This window comes from Pseudomonas anuradhapurensis, from assembly GCF_014269225.2.
Classification (GTDB): domain Bacteria; phylum Pseudomonadota; class Gammaproteobacteria; order Pseudomonadales; family Pseudomonadaceae; genus Aquipseudomonas; species Aquipseudomonas anuradhapurensis.
The window spans coordinates 1,735,512-1,753,249 of sequence record NZ_CP077097.1; the positions used below are offsets into that span (position 1 = coordinate 1,735,512).

Annotated in this window: 16 protein-coding genes; 14 read left to right on the forward strand and 2 right to left on the reverse strand. The window is 64.8% G+C overall.

The genetic code is table 11. The features are described 5' to 3' along the window. Positions 1–79 precede the first annotated feature (79 nt). The 3 genes from HU763_RS08115 (at position 80) to HU763_RS08125 (ending at position 3,788) form a co-directional block, all read left to right on the forward strand. Positions 80–541 (forward strand): DUF6196 family protein, encoded by a 462-nt coding sequence (locus tag HU763_RS08115; RefSeq protein ID WP_186687339.1) that lies wholly within the window; start codon positions 80–82, stop codon positions 539–541. Between the two features lie 175 nt (positions 542–716). Further along, positions 717–2,753 (forward strand): NADPH-dependent 2,4-dienoyl-CoA reductase, encoded by a 2,037-nt coding sequence (locus HU763_RS08120; RefSeq protein WP_186687341.1) that lies wholly within the window; start codon positions 717–719, stop codon positions 2,751–2,753. 144 nt (positions 2,754–2,897) lie between these two features. After that, positions 2,898–3,788 carry a 1-aminocyclopropane-1-carboxylate deaminase/D-cysteine desulfhydrase gene (locus HU763_RS08125; RefSeq protein WP_186687342.1) on the forward strand — a complete coding sequence of 297 codons (891 nt, stop codon included), beginning with the start codon at positions 2,898–2,900 and terminating at the stop codon, positions 3,786–3,788. Here HU763_RS08125 and HU763_RS08130 read toward each other — a convergent pair. Further along, a complete protein-coding gene (locus HU763_RS08130) occupies positions 3,779–4,324 on the reverse strand; it encodes a cytochrome b (RefSeq protein WP_186687344.1) in 546 nt (181 codons plus the stop codon). The two genes, HU763_RS08125 and HU763_RS08130, sit on opposite strands and share 10 nt — an antisense overlap. Before the next feature lie 224 nt (positions 4,325–4,548). Continuing rightward, the gene (locus HU763_RS08135; protein ID WP_225931936.1) at positions 4,549–5,526 is read right to left on the reverse strand and encodes a DUF1853 family protein; all 978 of its coding nucleotides are present in this window, start codon (positions 5,524–5,526) and stop codon (positions 4,549–4,551) included. A 43-nt stretch (positions 5,527–5,569) separates the two neighbouring features. Here HU763_RS08135 and HU763_RS08140 point away from each other — a divergent pair, with 43 nt between their 5' ends. The 11 genes from HU763_RS08140 (at position 5,570) to HU763_RS08190 (ending at position 17,600) form a co-directional block, all read left to right on the forward strand. Further along, the gene (locus HU763_RS08140) at positions 5,570–6,460 is read left to right on the forward strand and encodes an NAD(+) kinase (protein WP_186687347.1); all 891 of its coding nucleotides are present in this window, start codon (positions 5,570–5,572) and stop codon (positions 6,458–6,460) included. Beyond that, entirely contained in the window at positions 6,460–7,431 is a 972-nt protein-coding gene (locus tag HU763_RS08145) for a metallophosphoesterase (protein ID WP_170028998.1), read from the forward strand. Before HU763_RS08140 ends, HU763_RS08145 begins: the two co-directional genes overlap by 1 nt. Continuing rightward, entirely contained in the window at positions 7,428–8,306 is an 879-nt protein-coding gene (locus HU763_RS08150) for a rhomboid family intramembrane serine protease (RefSeq protein WP_186687351.1), read from the forward strand. The genes HU763_RS08145 and HU763_RS08150 overlap by 4 nt, the downstream gene beginning before the upstream one ends. 13 nt (positions 8,307–8,319) lie before the next feature. Further along, positions 8,320–8,580: a YeaC family protein gene (locus HU763_RS08155; protein WP_161774617.1), complete on the forward strand. Its 261-nt coding sequence runs from the start codon at positions 8,320–8,322 to the stop codon at positions 8,578–8,580. After that, the gene (locus tag HU763_RS08160; protein ID WP_186687354.1) at positions 8,577–9,407 is read left to right on the forward strand and encodes a DUF2797 domain-containing protein; all 831 of its coding nucleotides are present in this window, start codon (positions 8,577–8,579) and stop codon (positions 9,405–9,407) included. The genes HU763_RS08155 and HU763_RS08160 overlap by 4 nt, the downstream gene beginning before the upstream one ends. Positions 9,408–9,420: 13 nt before the next feature. Continuing rightward, entirely contained in the window at positions 9,421–12,078 is a 2,658-nt protein-coding gene (pepN, locus tag HU763_RS08165) for an aminopeptidase N (protein ID WP_186687357.1), read from the forward strand. Between the two features lie 284 nt (positions 12,079–12,362). After that, the gene (locus HU763_RS08170; RefSeq protein ID WP_186687359.1) at positions 12,363–13,382 is read left to right on the forward strand and encodes a WD40/YVTN/BNR-like repeat-containing protein; all 1,020 of its coding nucleotides are present in this window, start codon (positions 12,363–12,365) and stop codon (positions 13,380–13,382) included. A 20-nt stretch (positions 13,383–13,402) separates the two neighbouring features. Further along, complete coding sequence (locus HU763_RS08175) at positions 13,403–15,778, forward strand: efflux RND transporter permease subunit (protein ID WP_186687478.1); 2,376 nt, start codon at positions 13,403–13,405, stop codon at positions 15,776–15,778. A 133-nt stretch (positions 15,779–15,911) separates the two neighbouring features. Then, positions 15,912–16,202: a DUF5629 family protein gene (locus HU763_RS08180; protein ID WP_186687361.1), complete on the forward strand. Its 291-nt coding sequence runs from the start codon at positions 15,912–15,914 to the stop codon at positions 16,200–16,202. Further along, complete coding sequence (locus tag HU763_RS08185) at positions 16,168–17,298, forward strand: lactonase family protein (protein WP_225931937.1); 1,131 nt, start codon at positions 16,168–16,170, stop codon at positions 17,296–17,298. The genes HU763_RS08180 and HU763_RS08185 overlap by 35 nt, the downstream gene beginning before the upstream one ends. 122 nt (positions 17,299–17,420) lie before the next feature. Then, on the forward strand, positions 17,421–17,600 hold the full coding sequence (locus HU763_RS08190) for a hypothetical protein (RefSeq protein ID WP_170029005.1): 180 nt from the start codon (positions 17,421–17,423) through the stop codon (positions 17,598–17,600). The last annotated feature ends 138 nt before the right edge of the window (positions 17,601–17,738 follow it).

A 17,738-nucleotide genomic window follows, 5' to 3' on the forward strand; every position in this document is an offset into this window, starting at 1 on the left:
TCTTGAAGATCTTCCTGCTTAGCATCTCTGCGGTCAATCAATAGAAGCGCTGCGCGCTTTACTGAACGGAGAGTCTGGAATGGTGAACATTTCCCATGAAACGGTCGAAGATACGGAGCGCCGCTTGTTGCGCGTCATTACCCAAGCCCATGTGCGATTCTTCCCTGGCTCTTACACCTTTTTGGAGTTTCCGTTTTCATCGTTTCCTGATGCTGCCTGCCGCGATGCGCTGGCGCTCGTACGGGATGACCAGGTATGGAGTCAACTGGTCCCCTGTGGTGATGTCGAGCAAGAGCTGTTCGGTGTTTTCCGATTCCATTTTCCGCAAGGCGCCGACAACAGCGGTTTCGTGGGCTGGTTGGCAATGCGCCTGAAGCAGAAGTTTGGGACCGGCGTTTTTGTGACCTGTGGCCAGAATCGAGATGAGGGTGGGATCTTCGATTATTGGGGCGTCCCGGCCAGCCTGGCTTCAGATGTCTTTGCAGAGATCCAGGCTTTGGTGGACGGCCGAGCGGACGGGGAGGTGGGAGTTTTCTTGTAGCGGATGCGTTCGCGTATGCCGAGATCTTAGCTGTGCACCAGGATCATCAACTTGTCAGTTTCGATCATTGAGCCGGTTCAAACGGCTGTTTACTGTCGCAGGCAGACAAACGACGGGGGCCCATCGGCTGGTGAGGCGCCCGCATCCCGTGATCACGCCAATTGGGGACCTTTCCATGGCCGCCGACCGCTACCCGCACCTGCTTGCCCCGCTGGACCTGGGCTTCACCACCTTGCGCAACCGCACCCTGATGGGCTCGATGCACACCGGCCTGGAAGAGCGCCCTGGCGGCTTCGAGCGCATGGCCGCGTACTTTGCCGAACGCGCCCGGGGCGGCGTTGGGCTGATGGTCACGGGTGGCATCGCGCCCAACGATGAAGGCGGGGTGTATTCCGGCGCGGCCAAGCTCAGCACCGAGGAAGAAGCCGACAAGCACCGCATCGTCACCGAGGCGGTACACGCCGCCGGCGGCAAGATCTGCCTGCAGATCTTGCATGCCGGGCGTTATGCCTACAGCCCGCGGCAGGTCGCACCCAGCGCGATCCAGGCGCCGATCAACCCGTTCAAGCCCAGGGAGCTTGACGAAGCAGGGATCGAGAAGCAGATCGCCGACTTCGTCAATTGCGCCGCACTCGCCCAGCGGGCCGGCTACGATGGCGTCGAGATCATGGGTTCGGAAGGCTATTTCATCAACCAGTTCCTCGCCGCCCACACCAATCAGCGCACCGACCGTTGGGGCGGCAGCTATGAGAACCGCATGCGCCTGGCCGTGGAAATCGTCAGCCGGGTGCGTGCCGCGGTAGGGCCGAACTTCATCATCATCTTCCGCCTGTCGATGCTCGACCTGGTCGAGGGCGGCAGCAGCTGGGACGAGATCGAGCTGTTGGCCAAGGCCATCGAGCAGGCCGGCGCGACCCTGATCAACACCGGTATCGGCTGGCACGAGGCGCGCATCCCGACCATCGCCACCAAGGTACCGCGCGCGGCGTTCAGCAAGGTTACCGCCAAGCTGCGGGGCGTGGTCGGCATTCCGCTGATCACCACCAACCGCATCAACACCCCGGAAGTGGCCGAGGCGGTGCTGGCCGCGGGTGATGCCGACATGGTCTCGATGGCCCGGCCGTTCCTGGCCGACCCGGACTTCGTCAACAAGGCCGCCGCCGGGCGCAGCGACGAAATCAATACCTGCATCGGCTGCAACCAGGCCTGCCTGGACCATACCTTCGGCGGCAAGCTGACCAGCTGCCTGGTCAACCCGCGTGCCTGCCACGAGACCGAACTCAACTACCTGCCGGTGCGCGCGGTGAAGCGCATTGCCGTGGTTGGTGCTGGCCCGGCCGGCCTGGCCGCTGCGACGGTGGCAGCCGAGCGCGGCCACGCGGTGACCCTGTTCGATGCCGCCAGCGAGATCGGCGGGCAGTTCAATGTGGCCAAGCGGGTGCCGGGCAAGGAAGAATTTCATGAAACCCTGCGTTATTTCCGCAACAAGGTGAAAAGCTCAGGCGTGGACCTGCGCCTGAACACCCGCGTGGATGTGCAGGGCCTGGTCGCCGGAGGCTACGACGAGATCATCCTGGCCACCGGTATTGCCCCGCGCATGCCGGCCATCCCGGGTGTCGAGCATGCCAAGGTGCTCAGCTACCTGGATGTGCTGCTTGAACGCAAACCGGTCGGCAAGGCTGTCGCGGTGATTGGCGCGGGAGGTATCGGCTTCGACGTTTCCGAATACCTGGTGCATCAAGGTGTGGCCAGCAGCCAGGACCGCGAAGCGTTCTGGAAGGAATGGGGCATCGATTCCCAGCTGGAAGCACGCGGTGGCGTCGCCGGGGTCAAGGCCGAGCCCCATGCCCCGGCGCGGCAGGTATACCTGTTGCAGCGCAAGAAATCCAAGGTGGGCGACGGCCTGGGCAAGACCACCGGCTGGATTCACCGCACCGGGCTGAAGAACAAGCAGGTGCAGATGCTCAACAGTGTCGAGTATCTGGGCATCGACGATGCCGGCCTGCACATTCGCGTGGCGGGTGGTGAACCGCAGGTGTTGGCGGTGGACAACGTGGTGATCTGTGCCGGCCAGGAGCCGTTGCGCGAGCTGCAGGACGGGCTGGTGGCGGCGGGGCAGTCGGTGCACCTGATTGGCGGTGCGGATGTGGCGGCGGAGCTGGATGCCAAGCGGGCAATCAATCAAGGTTCGAGGTTGGCGGCCGAGCTCTGAATTTGCCGGGGGCCGCGTTGCGGCCCTTTCGCGACACAAGGCCGCTCCTACAGGGGCCCGGGGTTGTGCAAATCGCTGTAGGAGCGGCCTTGTGTCGCGAAAGAGGCGCGCAGCGCCCCCCGAGTTCACTGGTAAACTCGCTGCATGCCCCTCGACCTAGCCCAAGCCCCCCTGCACCCACTGAACCTGCCCTGGCTGGAAAACGCCAGGGTCGAAGCCGCCATCCTGCGCCTGGACCTGATCGACCCGCTGATCAGCGGCAACAAATGGTTCAAGCTGCGCCATCACTTGCAGCACGCCATGGCCAGCAAAGCTCCCGGGCTGATCAGCCTAGGTGGCAACCATTCCAACCATTTGCACGCGCTGGCCGCCGCCGGCAAACGCTTCGGTTTCGCCACCGCCGGGCTGCTGCGCGGGCACGCCCAGGACACGCCGACCGTACGTGACCTGCAGGCGCTGGGCATGCAGCTGCACTGGCTGGGCTACGGCGGCTACCGCGCGCGCAACCAACCCGGTTTCTGGCAACCCTGGCAGGCGCGCTATCCGGGTTGGCAGTGTATTGCCGAGGGTGGTGGCGGGCTGGCGGGGGCGCAAGGTTGTGCCCTGATCCTGCTGCAGGCCCGCGCCCAACTCGCCGCACTCGGCTGGGCCGACTATGACGCCTGGTGGCTGGCCGCTGGAACCGGGACGACCCTGGCCGGCCTGGTGCTGGCCGAGGAGGGGAGGCATATGGTGCATGGCGCACTGGCCGTACCCCGCGATCATGGCGTGGAGCAGGCGGTGAAGGAACTGGCGGGGACGCAGGGCTATCAGCTGCACGACGCCTGCCGTGGCGGCTTCGGCAAGTTCGATGATGAACTGCTGGCGTTCATCGCTGACTGCGAGCGGCACACCGGCGTGCCACTGGAAGCCCTGTATACCGGCAAGGCGCTGCTGGCCCTGCGGCAACAGGTCGAGGCCGGGCTGTTCGCGCCCGGCACTCGCCTGATCGTGGTGCACACCGGCGGCCTGCAAGGCCGGCGCGGTTACTTGTAAGGCAGCATGCGCAACAGCGTGTTGTCGCGCTTGACATAGTGATGGTACAGGCCGGCCACGGCATGGATGCCGATCAACCAGTAGCCCCAGCTGCCGACGCGTTCATGCCAGCCCTTGATGAACTTGGCCTGGTCCGGGTCGGGGCCGATCAGGTGCGGCAGCTCCAGGCCGAAGAACGGCACCGGTTTGTCGGCGGCGCTGAGGATCAGCCAGCCGGCCAGCGGCAGGCCGATCATCAGCAGGTACAGCGCCAGGTGCACCAGGTGCGCCAGCCCGGTCTGCCAGGCCGGCGGCTTTGGCGTGATCGGTGGTGTCGGGTTGCTCAGGCGGATGGCCAGGCGCAGCCAGACCAGCACGAACACGCTGAGCCCGAGCATGAAGTGCAGCTCTTTCATCAAGTTGCGTTCGACGCTGTCCTTGGGGAACAGGCCGCGGAATTCGATAAGGGCATAGACAGCAGCCAGTAGCACCAGCATCAGCCAGTGCAGGGCGATGGACAGGCGCGCGTAATGGCGCGCGGGGGTGGTTGAAACCATGATCGGTCCTCGTCATCAGGGTCGGGAAGGCGCTCTTGCTGGCGCTCAGGTACAACTGTAAAGGTTATGGGGAAGTGAATCTTTGCGCTGGGTCTGTGAAAATTGTGTCACCTGCGTGGGTCTTTTCGCGGGGTAAACCCGCCCCCGCGGGAACTTTACTGCTGCTGAAGGTGTCGCGGCACCTGTGCGCGCGGGTTTACCCGCGAAGAGGCCGGTCCAGCGGTTCATGCCTCTGGCGCAAGCGGCCAGCTGTCAGCCACCAGAAACACCCGCTCCGCTTCCTGCCAGGCGCCGTCAGCCTCGCGTTCCAGGCGCACCAGCAATTGCGCCGGTGCCTGCCGCTGCAGCAGGTGCAACCATGCTGCAAACTGCTCCACCTCCCAGCAGTCCGCCGCTTCGACCCGCGCCGGTGCCAGCCAGGCATGCCGCGGCAGCGGCTGCCAGCGCTCACCCTCGGCCAGTACCCAGTCGCGCCGCCGCAGCCAGCGCCCGCGCAGGTGCTGCGGGTTGGCGCCCTGCGGTGGCTCGGCCTGGCCTGGCCACGGGTAGAACAGATAACCCCCCAGCCACACATGCGCGTGCACCTGGCCGACGCCCAGCTGCGCCAGCACTTCGCGACTGTGCGCACTGTGCGACATGGGCAACTGGTGCCTCGCCAGGTGCGCCAGCTTGGTCCCCAGCCGGTCATGGCACCCCGGCCCCAGCCAGGTGGCAGGGTCCTGCCCGGCGTGCTCCGGCCCCAGGTACAGCTTGATCGCCAGTTCCAGGTGGTGCACGCCGTCGCGGTCGCGCAGCAGCACATCCAGCTCGCCCAAGGTGCGCCCGCCGTCGCGAATCGCCAGGTTCGCCGCCAGCACTTCGATGCCCGGCGCCTGACCCAGGGCGAATTGCCACAGGCGTTCGTAGTAATGGCCCAGGCGCCGGCTGCCCAGTTGCGCGAGCCACTCGCGCAATGGCCGGTCATCATCATCCAGGGCCCGCAACCAGCGTTCCAGGCCTTGCGGCTGGTCTGCCCACAGGCTGCCTGCCAGCGGGTGGCGCTGGGGGCAGGGCGGGGCGCTGAGCAACGGCGGCGACAACAGCGCCCAGGCCAGGTCGCGCACGGCGGGTCGGCGCAACTGTCGGGGCAGGTCGTGGAGCAAGGCGAATGGCGTCATCCTGCGAGCATAGCCGGTTTGCCGCTGCCCGGTGGTTTCGCCCATAATCGGCGCATTGTCACCCGCCGCAGAGCCTCGCAGGAGCCCCATGGAGCAATTTCGCAATATCGGTATCATCGGCCGCCTTGGCAGCTCGCAGGTGCTCGACACCATTCGCCGACTGAAAAAATTCCTCCTCGAGCGCCACCTGCACGTGATCCTCGAGGACACCATCGCCGAAGTGTTGCCCGGCCACGGCCTGCAAACTTCCACCCGCAAGCTGCTGGGCGAGGTCTGCGACCTGGTCATCGTGGTCGGCGGCGATGGCAGCCTGCTGGGCGCCGCCCGCGCCCTGGCCCGGCACAACATTCCGGTGCTCGGCATCAACCGCGGCAACCTGGGCTTCCTCACCGACATCCGCCCGGACGAACTGGAAGACAAGGTCGCCGAAGTGCTCGACGGCCACTACCTGGTGGAAAACCGCTTCCTGCTGCAGGCCGAGGTGCGCCGCCACAACGAAGCCATCGGCCAGGGCGACGCGCTGAACGACGTGGTGCTGCACCCGGGCAAGTCCACGCGCATGATCGAGTTCGAGATCTACATCGATGGCCAGTTCGTCTGCAGCCAGAAGGCCGACGGCCTGATCGTCGCCACGCCCACCGGCTCCACCGCCTACGCGCTGTCGGCTGGCGGGCCGATCATGCACCCCAAGCTCGACGCCATCGTCATCGTGCCGATGTACCCGCACACCCTGTCGGGCCGGCCGATCGTGGTCGATGGCAATAGCGAGCTGAAGATCGTGGTGTCCAAGGACCTGCAGATCTACCCGCAGGTGTCCTGTGACGGCCAGAACCACTTCACCTGCGCCCCCGGCGACACCATCACGGTGAGCAAGAAACCGCAGAAACTGCGCCTGATCCATCCGCTGGACCACAACTACTACGAGGTCTGTCGTACCAAGCTCGGCTGGGGCAGCCGCCTGGGAGGCAGGGACGACTGATGCTCGATCCGGCGCGAAGTTTCGACATCATCGGCGATGTGCATGGCTGTGCGCTGACCCTCGAACGCCTGCTCGACGCCCTCGGTTACAAGCGCCAGGCCGGCGTCTGGCGTCATCCGTGGCGCCAGGCGCTGTTCCTGGGCGACATCGTCGACCGCGGGCCACGCATTCGCGAGGCGCTGCATATCGTCCATGACATGGTCGAGGCCGGCCAGGCGTTCTGCATCATGGGCAACCACGAATACAACGCCCTGGGCTGGGTGACCCCGGCGCTGCCTGGCAGCGGCAAGGCCTATGTGCGCGAGCACACGCCACGACATGCCCGGCTGATCGACGAAACCCTGACCCAGTTCGCCCAGCACCCGGCGGACTGGCACGACTTCGTCAACTGGTTCTACGAGCTGCCGCTGTTCGTCGACGCCGGGCGTTTCCGCCTGGTGCACGCCTGCTGGGACCCACGCCTGATCGAGCCGCTGCGCCAGCAATACCCCGACGGCTGCATCGACCAGCACTTCATCCAGGCGTCGGCGGTGAACGGCAGCTTTGCGGCCAACGTGTGCAACCGGCTATTGCGCGGTACTGACATGCGCCTGCCGGACGGGCTGACCCTGACCGGCGGCGACGGCCTGACCCGGGCATTCTTCCGCACCAAGTTCTGGGAAGAAGACCCGCAAACCTACGGCGACATCGTGTTCCAGCCTGACGCCCTGCCAGCGGAAGTGGCCAATACCCCACTCAGCCACAGCCAGAAGAACGCCTTGCTGCGCTATGCCGAAGACGAGCCCATGCTGTTCGTCGGCCATTACTGGCGCAGTGGCCGCCCGGCACCGATCCGTGCCAACCTCGCCTGCCTGGACTACAGCGCCGTGCTCTACGGCAAGCTGGCCGCCTACCGGCTGGATGATGAAACCCGCATCGACCCGCACAAGTTCGTTTGGGTCGATGTCGACCGCCCACAGGCCAGCCAATGAACATTATCGAAGTGATGCGCCTGCCGCTGTCGGTCGACCTCAGCGGCTTCGTCCAGCTGCTGCAGCGCCTGCAGGTGCCGCACCGGGTCAGCGAGGAGGGTGAGGTCCAGGTGCTCTGGGCCCCCGACACCCTGGCCGCAGACGTTCGCGAACTCTACCAGCGCTACCCCGACGGCAACGCCGACCTGCCGGCCACCACCGATCCTGTGGGAGCGGGCGAGCCCGCGAAAGGGTCGTCCCTGGCGGAACAGGCCCGCGCCTGCAAGATCACCACCGTCACGCTGCTGCTGTGCTTCATCGTCGCCGGCCTCACCGGCCTGGGCGACAACTTCACCACCATCAGCTGGTTCACCTTCCTCGACTTCCGCGTGCAGGGCGACTACCTGTACTTCAGCCCGCTGGCGCAAAGCCTGGAACAAGGCCAGTGGTGGCGCCTGGTCTCGCCGATGCTGCTGCACTTCGGCGTGCTGCACCTGGCGATGAACAGCCTGTGGTACTGGGAACTGGGCAAACGCATCGAACTGCGCCAGGGCCCCTGGGCGCTGCTGGGCCTGACCGTGCTGTTCAGCCTGGTGTCCAACCTGGCCCAGCACTACACCAGCGGGCCGAGCCTGTTCGGCGGGTTGTCCGGTGTGCTGTACGGCCTGCTCGGGCACATCTGGTTGTACCAGTGGCTGGCGCCCAACCGTTACTTCAACCTGCCCAAGGGCGTGCTGGCCATGATGCTGATCTGGCTGGTGGTGTGCCTGACCGGCGTGGTCGGTACCCTGGGCCTGGGCCAGATCGCCAATGCCGCGCATGTCGGCGGGCTGCTCATCGGATGCCTGACCGGGCTCTTGGGCGGGGCGCTGGCCAGGCGTAAACTGTCGGCTTGAATCAGGAGACACTATGTCCACTTTCGCGCAAATGATCGAAAACATCACACCCGAGATCTACCAGAGCCTGAAACTGGCGGTGGAAATCGGCAAATGGTCCGATGGCCGCAAGCTCACCGCCGAGCAGAAGGAGCTGTCGCTGCAGGCGGTCATCGCCTGGGAGATGAAAAACCTGCCCGAAGACCAGCGCACCGGTTACATGGGCCCGCAGGAATGCGCGTCGAAGTCGGCACCGATTGCCAACATTCTGTTCAAGTCGGACTCGCTACATTGATCGAACTCGCACGTGGCTCGTTGAGCAAGATGGCGGTCAGCCTGCAGGCGCCGGTGGTGCAATACAGCTTCCGCCTGGGTGACACCCAGGTGCCGGTCAACCCGCTGATCGGCCAGCACCTGCGCCTGGAATACCTTGGCGCCATTCACTGCAGCCATTGCGGCAAACGCACCAAGACCAGTTTCAGCCAGGGCTACTGCTACCCGTGCATGACCCGGCTGGCCCAGTGCGACGTGTGCATCATGGCCCCGGAAAAATGCCACTACGACGCCGGCACCTGCCGCGAACCGTCGTGGGGCGAACAGTTCTGCATGACCGACCATGTGGTCTACCTGGCCAACTCGTCGGGGATCAAGGTCGGCATCACCCGTGCCACCCAGTTGCCTACCCGCTGGCTCGACCAGGGGGCCAGCCAGGCCCTGCCGATCCTGCGCGTGGCCAGCCGCCAGCAGTCCGGCCTGGTCGAAGATTTGCTGCGCAGCCAGGTGCCGGACCGCACCAACTGGCGCACCCTGCTCAAGGGCGATGCCGAGGAGCTCGACCTGGTCGCCATTCGTGAGCAGGTCTTCGACGCCTGCGCCGATGGCCTGCGCGAGCTGCAGGGGCGCTTCGGCCTGCAGGCGATCCAGCCACTGACCGATGCCGACGTGGTGCAGATCAAATACCCGGTCGAGGCCTACCCGAAGAAAATCGTCAGCTTCAACCTCGACAAGGACCCGGTGGCCGAAGGCACGCTGCTGGGCATCAAGGGCCAGTACCTGATCTTCGACACCGGTGTGATCAACATTCGCAAGTACACGGCCTACCAGTTGGCCGTGCTCCAGTAAAAAGGACCTGCACATGCGTACCGAACAACCGCAAGTGATCTACCTCAAGGATTACCAGGCGCCCGAGTACCTGATCGACGAGACGCACCTGACCTTCGAGCTGTTCGAGGACCACACCCTGGTCCACGCGCAACTGGTCATGCGCCGCAACCCGGCACGCGGTGCCGGCTTGCCGCCACTGGTACTCGACGGCCAGCAGCTGGAACTGCTGCGCGTTTCGCTGGACGACCAGGAGCTGGGTGCGGATGCCTACCGGCTGGATGCCGACAGCCTGACCGTGCAGCCCCAGGCCGAGCGCTTCACCCTCGATACCAGCGTCAAGATTCACCCCGAGCGCAACACTGCGCTGGAAGGCCTGTACAAGTCGGGCAAGATGTTCTGCACCCAGTGCGAGGCCGAGGGCTTCCGCAAGATCACCTACTACCTCGACCGCCCGGATGTGATGAGCACCTTCACCACCACGGTGATCGCCGAGCAGCACCGCTACCCGGTATTGCTGTCGAACGGCAACCCGACCGGCAGCGGGCCAGCGGAAGACGGCCGCCACTGGGCGACCTGGGAAGACCCGTTCATGAAGCCGGCCTACCTGTTCGCCCTGGTGGCCGGTGACCTGTGGTGTGTCGAGGACAGCTTCACCCGCCAGTCCGGCCGCGACGTGACCCTGCGCATCTATGTCGAGCCCGAGAACATCGACAAGTGCGACCACGCCATGGTCAGCTTGAAGAAGTCCATGCGCTGGGACGAGGAAGTCTATGGCCGCGAGTATGACCTGGACATCTTCATGATCGTCGCGGTCAACGACTTCAACATGGGCGCCATGGAAAACAAGGGCCTGAACATCTTCAACTCCAGCTGCGTGCTGGCGCGTGCCGAAACCGCCACCGATGCTGCCCACCAGCGCGTCGAAGGCGTGGTGGCCCACGAGTACTTCCACAACTGGTCGGGCAACCGCGTCACCTGCCGTGACTGGTTCCAGCTGTCGCTCAAGGAAGGCTTCACGGTGTTCCGCGATGCCGAGTTCAGCGCCGACATGAACTCGCGAACGGTCAAGCGCATCGAAGACGTCGCCTACCTGCGTACTCACCAGTTCGCCGAAGACGCTGGCCCCATGGCCCACCCGGTACGCCCAGACAGCTTCATCGAGATCTCCAACTTCTACACCCTGACCGTGTACGAGAAGGGCGCCGAAGTGGTGCGCATGGTTCGTACCCTGCTGGGTGCCGATGGCTTCCGCAAGGGCAGTGACCTGTACTTCGAACGCCACGATGGCCAGGCGGTAACTACCGACGATTTCATCAAGGCCATGGAAGACGCCAACGGCGTCGACTTCACCCAGTTCAAGCGCTGGTACAACCAGGCCGGCACCCCGCGCCTGGACGTCAGCGAGGCTTATGATGCTGCCGCGCAGACCTACAGCCTGAGCTTCCGCCAGAGCTGCCCGCCGACCCCGGACAAGGCGGAGAAGCTGCCGTTCGTGATCCCGGTGGAACTGGGCCTGCTGGACGCCGCCGGCAACGACTTGCCGTTGCAACTGGCGGGTGAAGCGGCCGCGCAAGGCAGCAGCCGCGTGCTGGCGGTGACCGAAGCCGAGCAGACCTTCACCTTCCGCGGCATCCAGGCCAAGCCGCTGCCTTCGCTGTTGCGCGGCTTCAGCGCGCCGGTCAAGCTCAGCTTCCCCTACGACCGCGACCAGCTGATGTTCCTGATGCAGCACGACAGCGATGGCTTCAACCGCTGGGAAGCCGGGCAGCAGCTGTCGGTGCAGGTGCTGCAGGAGCTGATCGGTCAGCATCAGCGTGGCGAAGCGCTGCAACTCGACCAGCGCCTGATCACCGCCCTGGCTACCGTACTCGGCAACCAGGCACTAGACCCGGCGATGGTCGCCGAGATGCTCTCGCTGCCGGGTGAGGCCTACCTCACCGAGATCAGTCAGGTCGCCGATGTGGATGCCATTCACGCTGCCCGCGAGTTTGCCCGCCGGCAGATCGCCGAGCAGCTGTTCGACGCCCTGTGGGCGCGCTACCAGGCCAACCGTGAGGTATCGCGCAACACCGCCTACATGGCCTCGGCCGAGCATTTTGCCCGTCGCAGCCTGCAGAACATCGCCCTGTCCTACCTGATGCTCAGCGGCCAGCCGCAGGTGCTCGAGGCGACCCTGGAGCAGTTCGAGCAGTGCGACAACATGACCGAGCGCCTGACCGCGCTGGCGGTACTGGTCAATTCGCCGTACGAGGCCGAGCGGGCCAAGGCCCTGGAGGCCTTTGCCGAGCACTTCAGAGACAACCCGCTGGTCATGGACCAGTGGTTCAGCGTGCAGGCCGCCAGCACGCTGCCGGGCGGGCTGGCGCGGGTCAAGGCGCTGATGCAGCACCCGGCGTTCACCCTGAAGAACCCGAACAAGGTACGTGCGTTGATCGGCGCCTTTGCCGGGCAGAACCTGGTCAACTTCCATGCCGCGGATGGTTCGGGGTATCGCTTCCTGGCCGACCTGGTGATCGAGCTGAATGCGCTGAACCCGCAGATCGCCTCGCGGCAACTGGCACCGCTGACCCGCTGGCGCAAGTATGACACTGCGCGTCAGGCCCTGATGAAGGGCGAGCTGGAGCGGATTCTGGCTTCTGGTGAGCTGTCCAGTGATGTGTATGAGGTTGTGAGCAAGAGCCTGGCTTGAGGGCCGGTGGGGCTGCTTTGCAGCCCATCGCGACACAAGGCCGCTCCTACAGGGGGCCGCGTCAATCCGGCGTTCGCGGTCCCTGTAGGAGCGGCCTTGTGTCGCGATGGGCCGCACAGCGGCCCCCGGCTACACGCCGATAACAAAACATAACACCCCGCCCGTTGTCTTCCCGCAAACATCCCCGCTACGATCCGGTCAAGTTATTGCAGGCCTCTAGCTCAGGCTTTTCGCAGTACCTGCAATGCATTGACCCACCAACAAGAACACAACAGGGGGCAGTCATGGGGCAGCAGAACAGGCGTGGTGCCTGGCCGTTGGCAACCAGCGCGATGCTGGCACTGGCACTGGGGGTTTGGGCCGAGGTTGTCCAGGCCGCACCGGCCGAGGAATATTCCACCGAATCGGCCAAGGCCAGCCAGAGCCTGCTGATCGACGCCGCCCAGGCCGGCAAGCGCCTGGTGGTGGTAGGTGATCGCGGCCACATCCTGTTTTCCGATGACCAGGGCCGCACCTGGACCCAGGCCCGCGTGCCCACCCGACAACTGCTGACCGCAGTGTTCTTCCTCGACGACAAGCACGGCTGGGCGGTCGGCCATGATGCACAGGTGCTTACCAGCAACGATGGCGGGGCCACCTGGAGCAAGCAGTTCGAAGACCTTTCCCGCGAAGCCCCCCTGCTCGATGTGGCCTTCCTCGACGCCCAGCATGGCTTTGCCGTGGGCGCCTACGGCGCCTTGCTGGAAACCACCGACGGCGGCCAGCACTGGCAGGACGTGGCCGAGCGCCTGGACAACCCCGACCAGTTGCACCTGAACGGCATTGCCCTGGTACGCGAGGCCGGGCTGTTCATCGTCGGCGAGCAGGGCGGCATGTTCCGCTCGACCGACCACGGCCAGACCTGGGCCAAGGTCCAGGGCCCCTACGCGGGCTCGCTGTTCGGCGTGATCGGCACGGCACAGCCCCATACACTGCTGGCCTACGGCCTGCGCGGCAACCTGTTCCGTTCCACTGACTTCGGCGACAGCTGGCAGCCGATCGAGCTCAAGGCCGCACGCGGCAACCTCGAGTTCGGCCTGGCAGGCGCTACGCTTGTCGAGGATGGCAGCCTGGTACTGGTCGGCAACGGCGGCAGCGTGCTGCGCAGCACCGACGATGGCCACACCTTCAGTGTCTACAACCGCACCGACCGCATTGCCCTGGCCAGCGTCAGTGGCCTGGCCAACGGTGGCCTGTTGCTGGTAGGGCAGGGTGGCGTGCACCTGGCCACTGCCCAGGGTGCCGACCAGGAGGTGCAGCCATGACCAGCAGGGAGAGCATCACCATGCACCCGCATCACCAGGACAAGGCCACGTTGCTGGAGCGCCTGATCTTCAACAACCGCCCGGTGGTCATCGCCTTGTGCCTGCTGGTGAGCATTTTCCTGTTCTGGCAGGCCACGCAGATTCGCCCGTCCACCAGTTTCGAGAAGATGATCCCGCTGCAGCACCCGTTCATCGAACAGATGATGGCGCACCGCAACGACCTGGCCAACCTGGGCAACACCGTGCGCATCTCGGTGGAGGCGGTCAACGGCGACATCTTCGACAAGGACTACATGGAGACCCTGCGCCAGGTCCATGACGAAGTGTTCTACATCCCCGGTGTCGACCGAGCCGGGCTGAAGTCGCTGTGGAGCCCCAGCGTGCGCTGGAGCGAGGTGACCGAAGAAGGGTTCTCCGGTGGCGAGGTCATACCCAACACCTACAACGGCTCCCAGGACAGCCTCGATACCTTGCGCGACAACGTGCTCAAGTCGGGCCAGGTAGGGCGCCTGGTGGCGAACAACTTCAAGTCCAGCATCGTCGACGTGCCGCTGCTGGAGAGCTACCCCGACCCGCAGGACCCGGGCAGGCAGGTGAAGCTGGACTACCAGCAGTTCTCGCACCAGCTGGAAGAGAAGATCCGCGACAAGTTCCAGGCGCAGAACCCCAACGTCAAGGTGCACATCATCGGTTTCGCCAAGAAGGTCGGCGACCTGATCGATGGCCTGGTGATGGTGGCGCTGTTCTTCGGCATCGCCCTGGCCATCACCTGGGTGTTGCTGTACTGGTTCACTTGGTGCATCCGCAGCACCATCGCCGTGCTCATCACCACCCTGGTGGCGGTGGTCTGGCAGCTGGGCCTGATGCATGCGGTGGGCTTCGGCCTGGACCCCTACTCGATGCTGGTGCCGTTCCTGATCTTCGCCATCGGTATTTCCCACGGGGTGCAGAAAATCAATGGCATCGCCCTGCAGTCCAGCGACGCCGACAATGCCCTCACCGCGGCCCGCCGCACCTTCCGCCAGCTGTTCCTGCCGGGGATGATCGCCATCCTTGCCGATGCCGTGGGCTTCATCACCCTGCTGATCATCGACATCGGGGTGATTCGTGAACTGGCCATCGGCGCCTCCATCGGCGTGGCGGTAATCGTGTTCACCAACCTGATCCTGCTGCCGGTGGCCATCTCCTACGTCGGCATCAGCAACAAGGCCGTCGCGCGCAGCAAGCAGGACGCCACCCGCGAGCATCCGTTCTGGCGCCTGCTGTCGAACTTCGCCAGCGCCCGGGTAGCACCGGTGTCCGTGGTGCTGGCGCTGGTCGCCTTTGCCGGTGGCCTGTGGTACAGCCAGAACCTGAAGATCGGCGACCTCGACCAGGGCGCGCCGGAGCTGCGCCCCGATTCGCGCTACAACCAGGACAACAACTTCATCATCAGCAACTACTCGACCAGTTCCGATGTGCTGGTGATCATGGTCAAGACGCCACCGGAACACTGTTCGATCCACTCGACCATGGCGCCGATCGACGAGCTGATGTGGACCATGCAGAACACCCCGGGGGTGCAATCGGCGATTTCCCTGGTGACCGTGTCCAAGCAGGTGATCAAGGGCATGAACGAGGGCAGCCTGAAGTGGGAGACCTTGTCGCGCAACCCGGACATCCTCAACAACTCCATCGCCCGCGCCGATGGCCTGTACAACGGGGACTGTTCGTTGGCACCGGTGCTGGTGTTCCTCAACGACCACAAGGCCGAGACCTTGGAACGGGTCACTGCCGTAGCCAAGGCGTTTGCCGACAGCCACAACAAGGAAGGCCTGCAGTTCCTTTTGGCGGCGGGCAACGCCGGCATCGAGGCGGCGACCAACGAAGTGATCAAGTCGGCCGAGCTGACCATCCTGATCATGGTGTACATCTGCGTGGCGGTGATGTGCCTGATCACCTTCCGCTCGTTCGCCGCCACCCTGTGCATCGTCCTGCCACTGGTGCTGACCTCGGTGCTGGGCAACGCGCTGATGGCCTACCTGGGCATCGGCGTCAAGGTGGCGACCCTGCCGGTGGTGGCGCTGGGCGTGGGCATCGGCGTGGACTACGGCATCTACATCTACAGCCGCCTGGAGAGTTTCCTGCGCGCGGGGCTACCGTTGCAGGAAGCCTACTACCAGACCCTGCGCTCGACCGGCAAGGCGGTGCTGTTCACCGGCTTGTGCCTGGCGATTGGCGTGTGCACCTGGATCTTCTCGGCGATCAAGTTCCAGGCCGACATGGGCCTGATGCTGACCTTCATGTTGCTGTGGAACATGTTTGGTGCGCTGTGGTTGCTGCCGGCCCTGGCGCGGTTCCTGATCAAGCCGGAGAAAATGGTGGGCAAGGAGGGCGGCTCGATCTTTGCCCATTGAAGAGCGGGGCCGCTCCTACCTGGGAACGCGACGTGCCAATTGGCGCGACCCGTGTAGGAGCGGCCTGGTGTCGCGATGGGCTGCAACGCAGCCCCAGGGTTATAATGCTGGCACATCCCTCACAGGTAACCCCATGTCCCCCCTCGCCACCGCCCTGCAGTCCTGCGACATGCTCCTGATCGACGGCCTGCACGCCTTCGACTTCACCGCCGACGCATCCGGCCTCACCGTCGAATGCATGGACGGCCGCCAGTTGCGCCGCTGGTCCTTCACTGCCGAACAAGTCGCCGCTGCCGTCGCCATCGCTGACGAATGGCAACTCGACGATGCCGACGGCGCGCATCGACTAGTCTGTATGAGTGCCTTTCGCGCCCCGGATGATAATGACAATGAAGCGGATCTGGACGAGCCTGCTGGCCACTAGCCTGATGAGCCTGAGCCTCACTGTCCCTGCCGCCACCTTGCTGGTGGGCAGTTACACCGACGGTGCCAGCCAGGGCATCTACCGTTATCGCTTTGACAGCAAGGCCGGCCACATCGACCCCACGCCGCTGCAAGTGGTGAAAAGCGTCAGCCCCTCGTGGCTGGTACTTTCGGCCGACCAGCGCCAGCTGTTCGCGGTCAATGAAACCCCAGGCGGCCAGGTCAGCAGTTTCAGCGTCAGTGCCAAGGGCGAGATCAAGCCGCTCAACCAGGTCGCCAGCCAGGGTGACGAACCGACCCATGCCAGCCTCAGCCGCGACCAGCGTTACCTGTTCGTCGCCAACTATGCGGTCAAGCCCGACCCCGGCAGCAGCCTGGTGGTGATCCCGGTGGCCAGGGACGGCAAGCTCAAGCCGGTGGTGCAACATGCCCGGCACCAGGCCAGCGGGGTCAACCCCGAGCGCCAGGCCAGTGCCCACGTGCATTCGCTGGTGCTGTCGCCCGACGGTCGGCACCTTTACGCCAGCGACCTGGGCGCTGACAAGGTGTTCATCTACCGCTACGACGGCGCCAGCGCCGACCACCCGTTGACACCGGCGATCCCGGCGTCGGTGGCCCTGCCACCGGGTAGCGGGCCGCGCCATTTGTTGTTCGATGCCAAGGGCCGGCATGCCTACCTGACCCTGGAGATGAGTGCCGAGGTGGTCATGTTCGACGTGCAGGACGGCAACCTGGTCGAACGCCAGCGCCTGCCCCTGGCCGAGCGCCAGGAGGCGGCGGCGAAAGCGGCCGGTGGCTTGCACCTGTCGGCGGACGGGCGCTTCCTGTATGTGAGCAACCGTGGCACGAGCAACGAGATCGTCGCCTTCAGCGTGGGCAAGCAGGACGGCCAGCTGACGCTGCTGCAACGCCGCTCGGTGGAGGGTGATCATCCCCGGGAATTCGCCCTCGACCCGAGTGACAACTTCCTGCTGGTGGCCAACCAGAAGAGCAACCAGATCGTGGTGATACGCCGCGACCCACGCAGCGGCAAGCTGGGGGAGACGGTGCAGACGCTGAAGCAGGACGCCCCGTCGGACCTGAAATTCATCGAGTGATATCGATTGGCGTGATAACCGATACTGCCGCAATGAATTTCTGCCGGCGCCCTCGGCGGCGTAAGTTTGACCCAAGGCCCGGATGGGCCACCGTCAAACCACCGCCGTCGAGGTCAACCCAGATGAACTTCAATCTCTTCCCGGTCATTGCTGCATCCGCCATTTCCGCTTCGGTCGTCCTGCCGACGCATGCCCATGCCGACAGCAGCGGCAAAGCGTCCGCTACCCACAGCTACACCGAGCAGTACCTGCGCCAGAGTGCCAACTTCCATGCGGCCCTGAGCGGTAAGCAGCACGCGTGAATCCGACTCGGTCCGATGTAGGAGCGGCCTTGTGTCGCGATGGGCCGCAGAGCGGCCCCGGCAATTTCAGCGGCAACGCAAAAAACCGGGGCCGCTGCGCGCCCCATCGCGACACAAGGCCGCTCCTACAACGGAGCG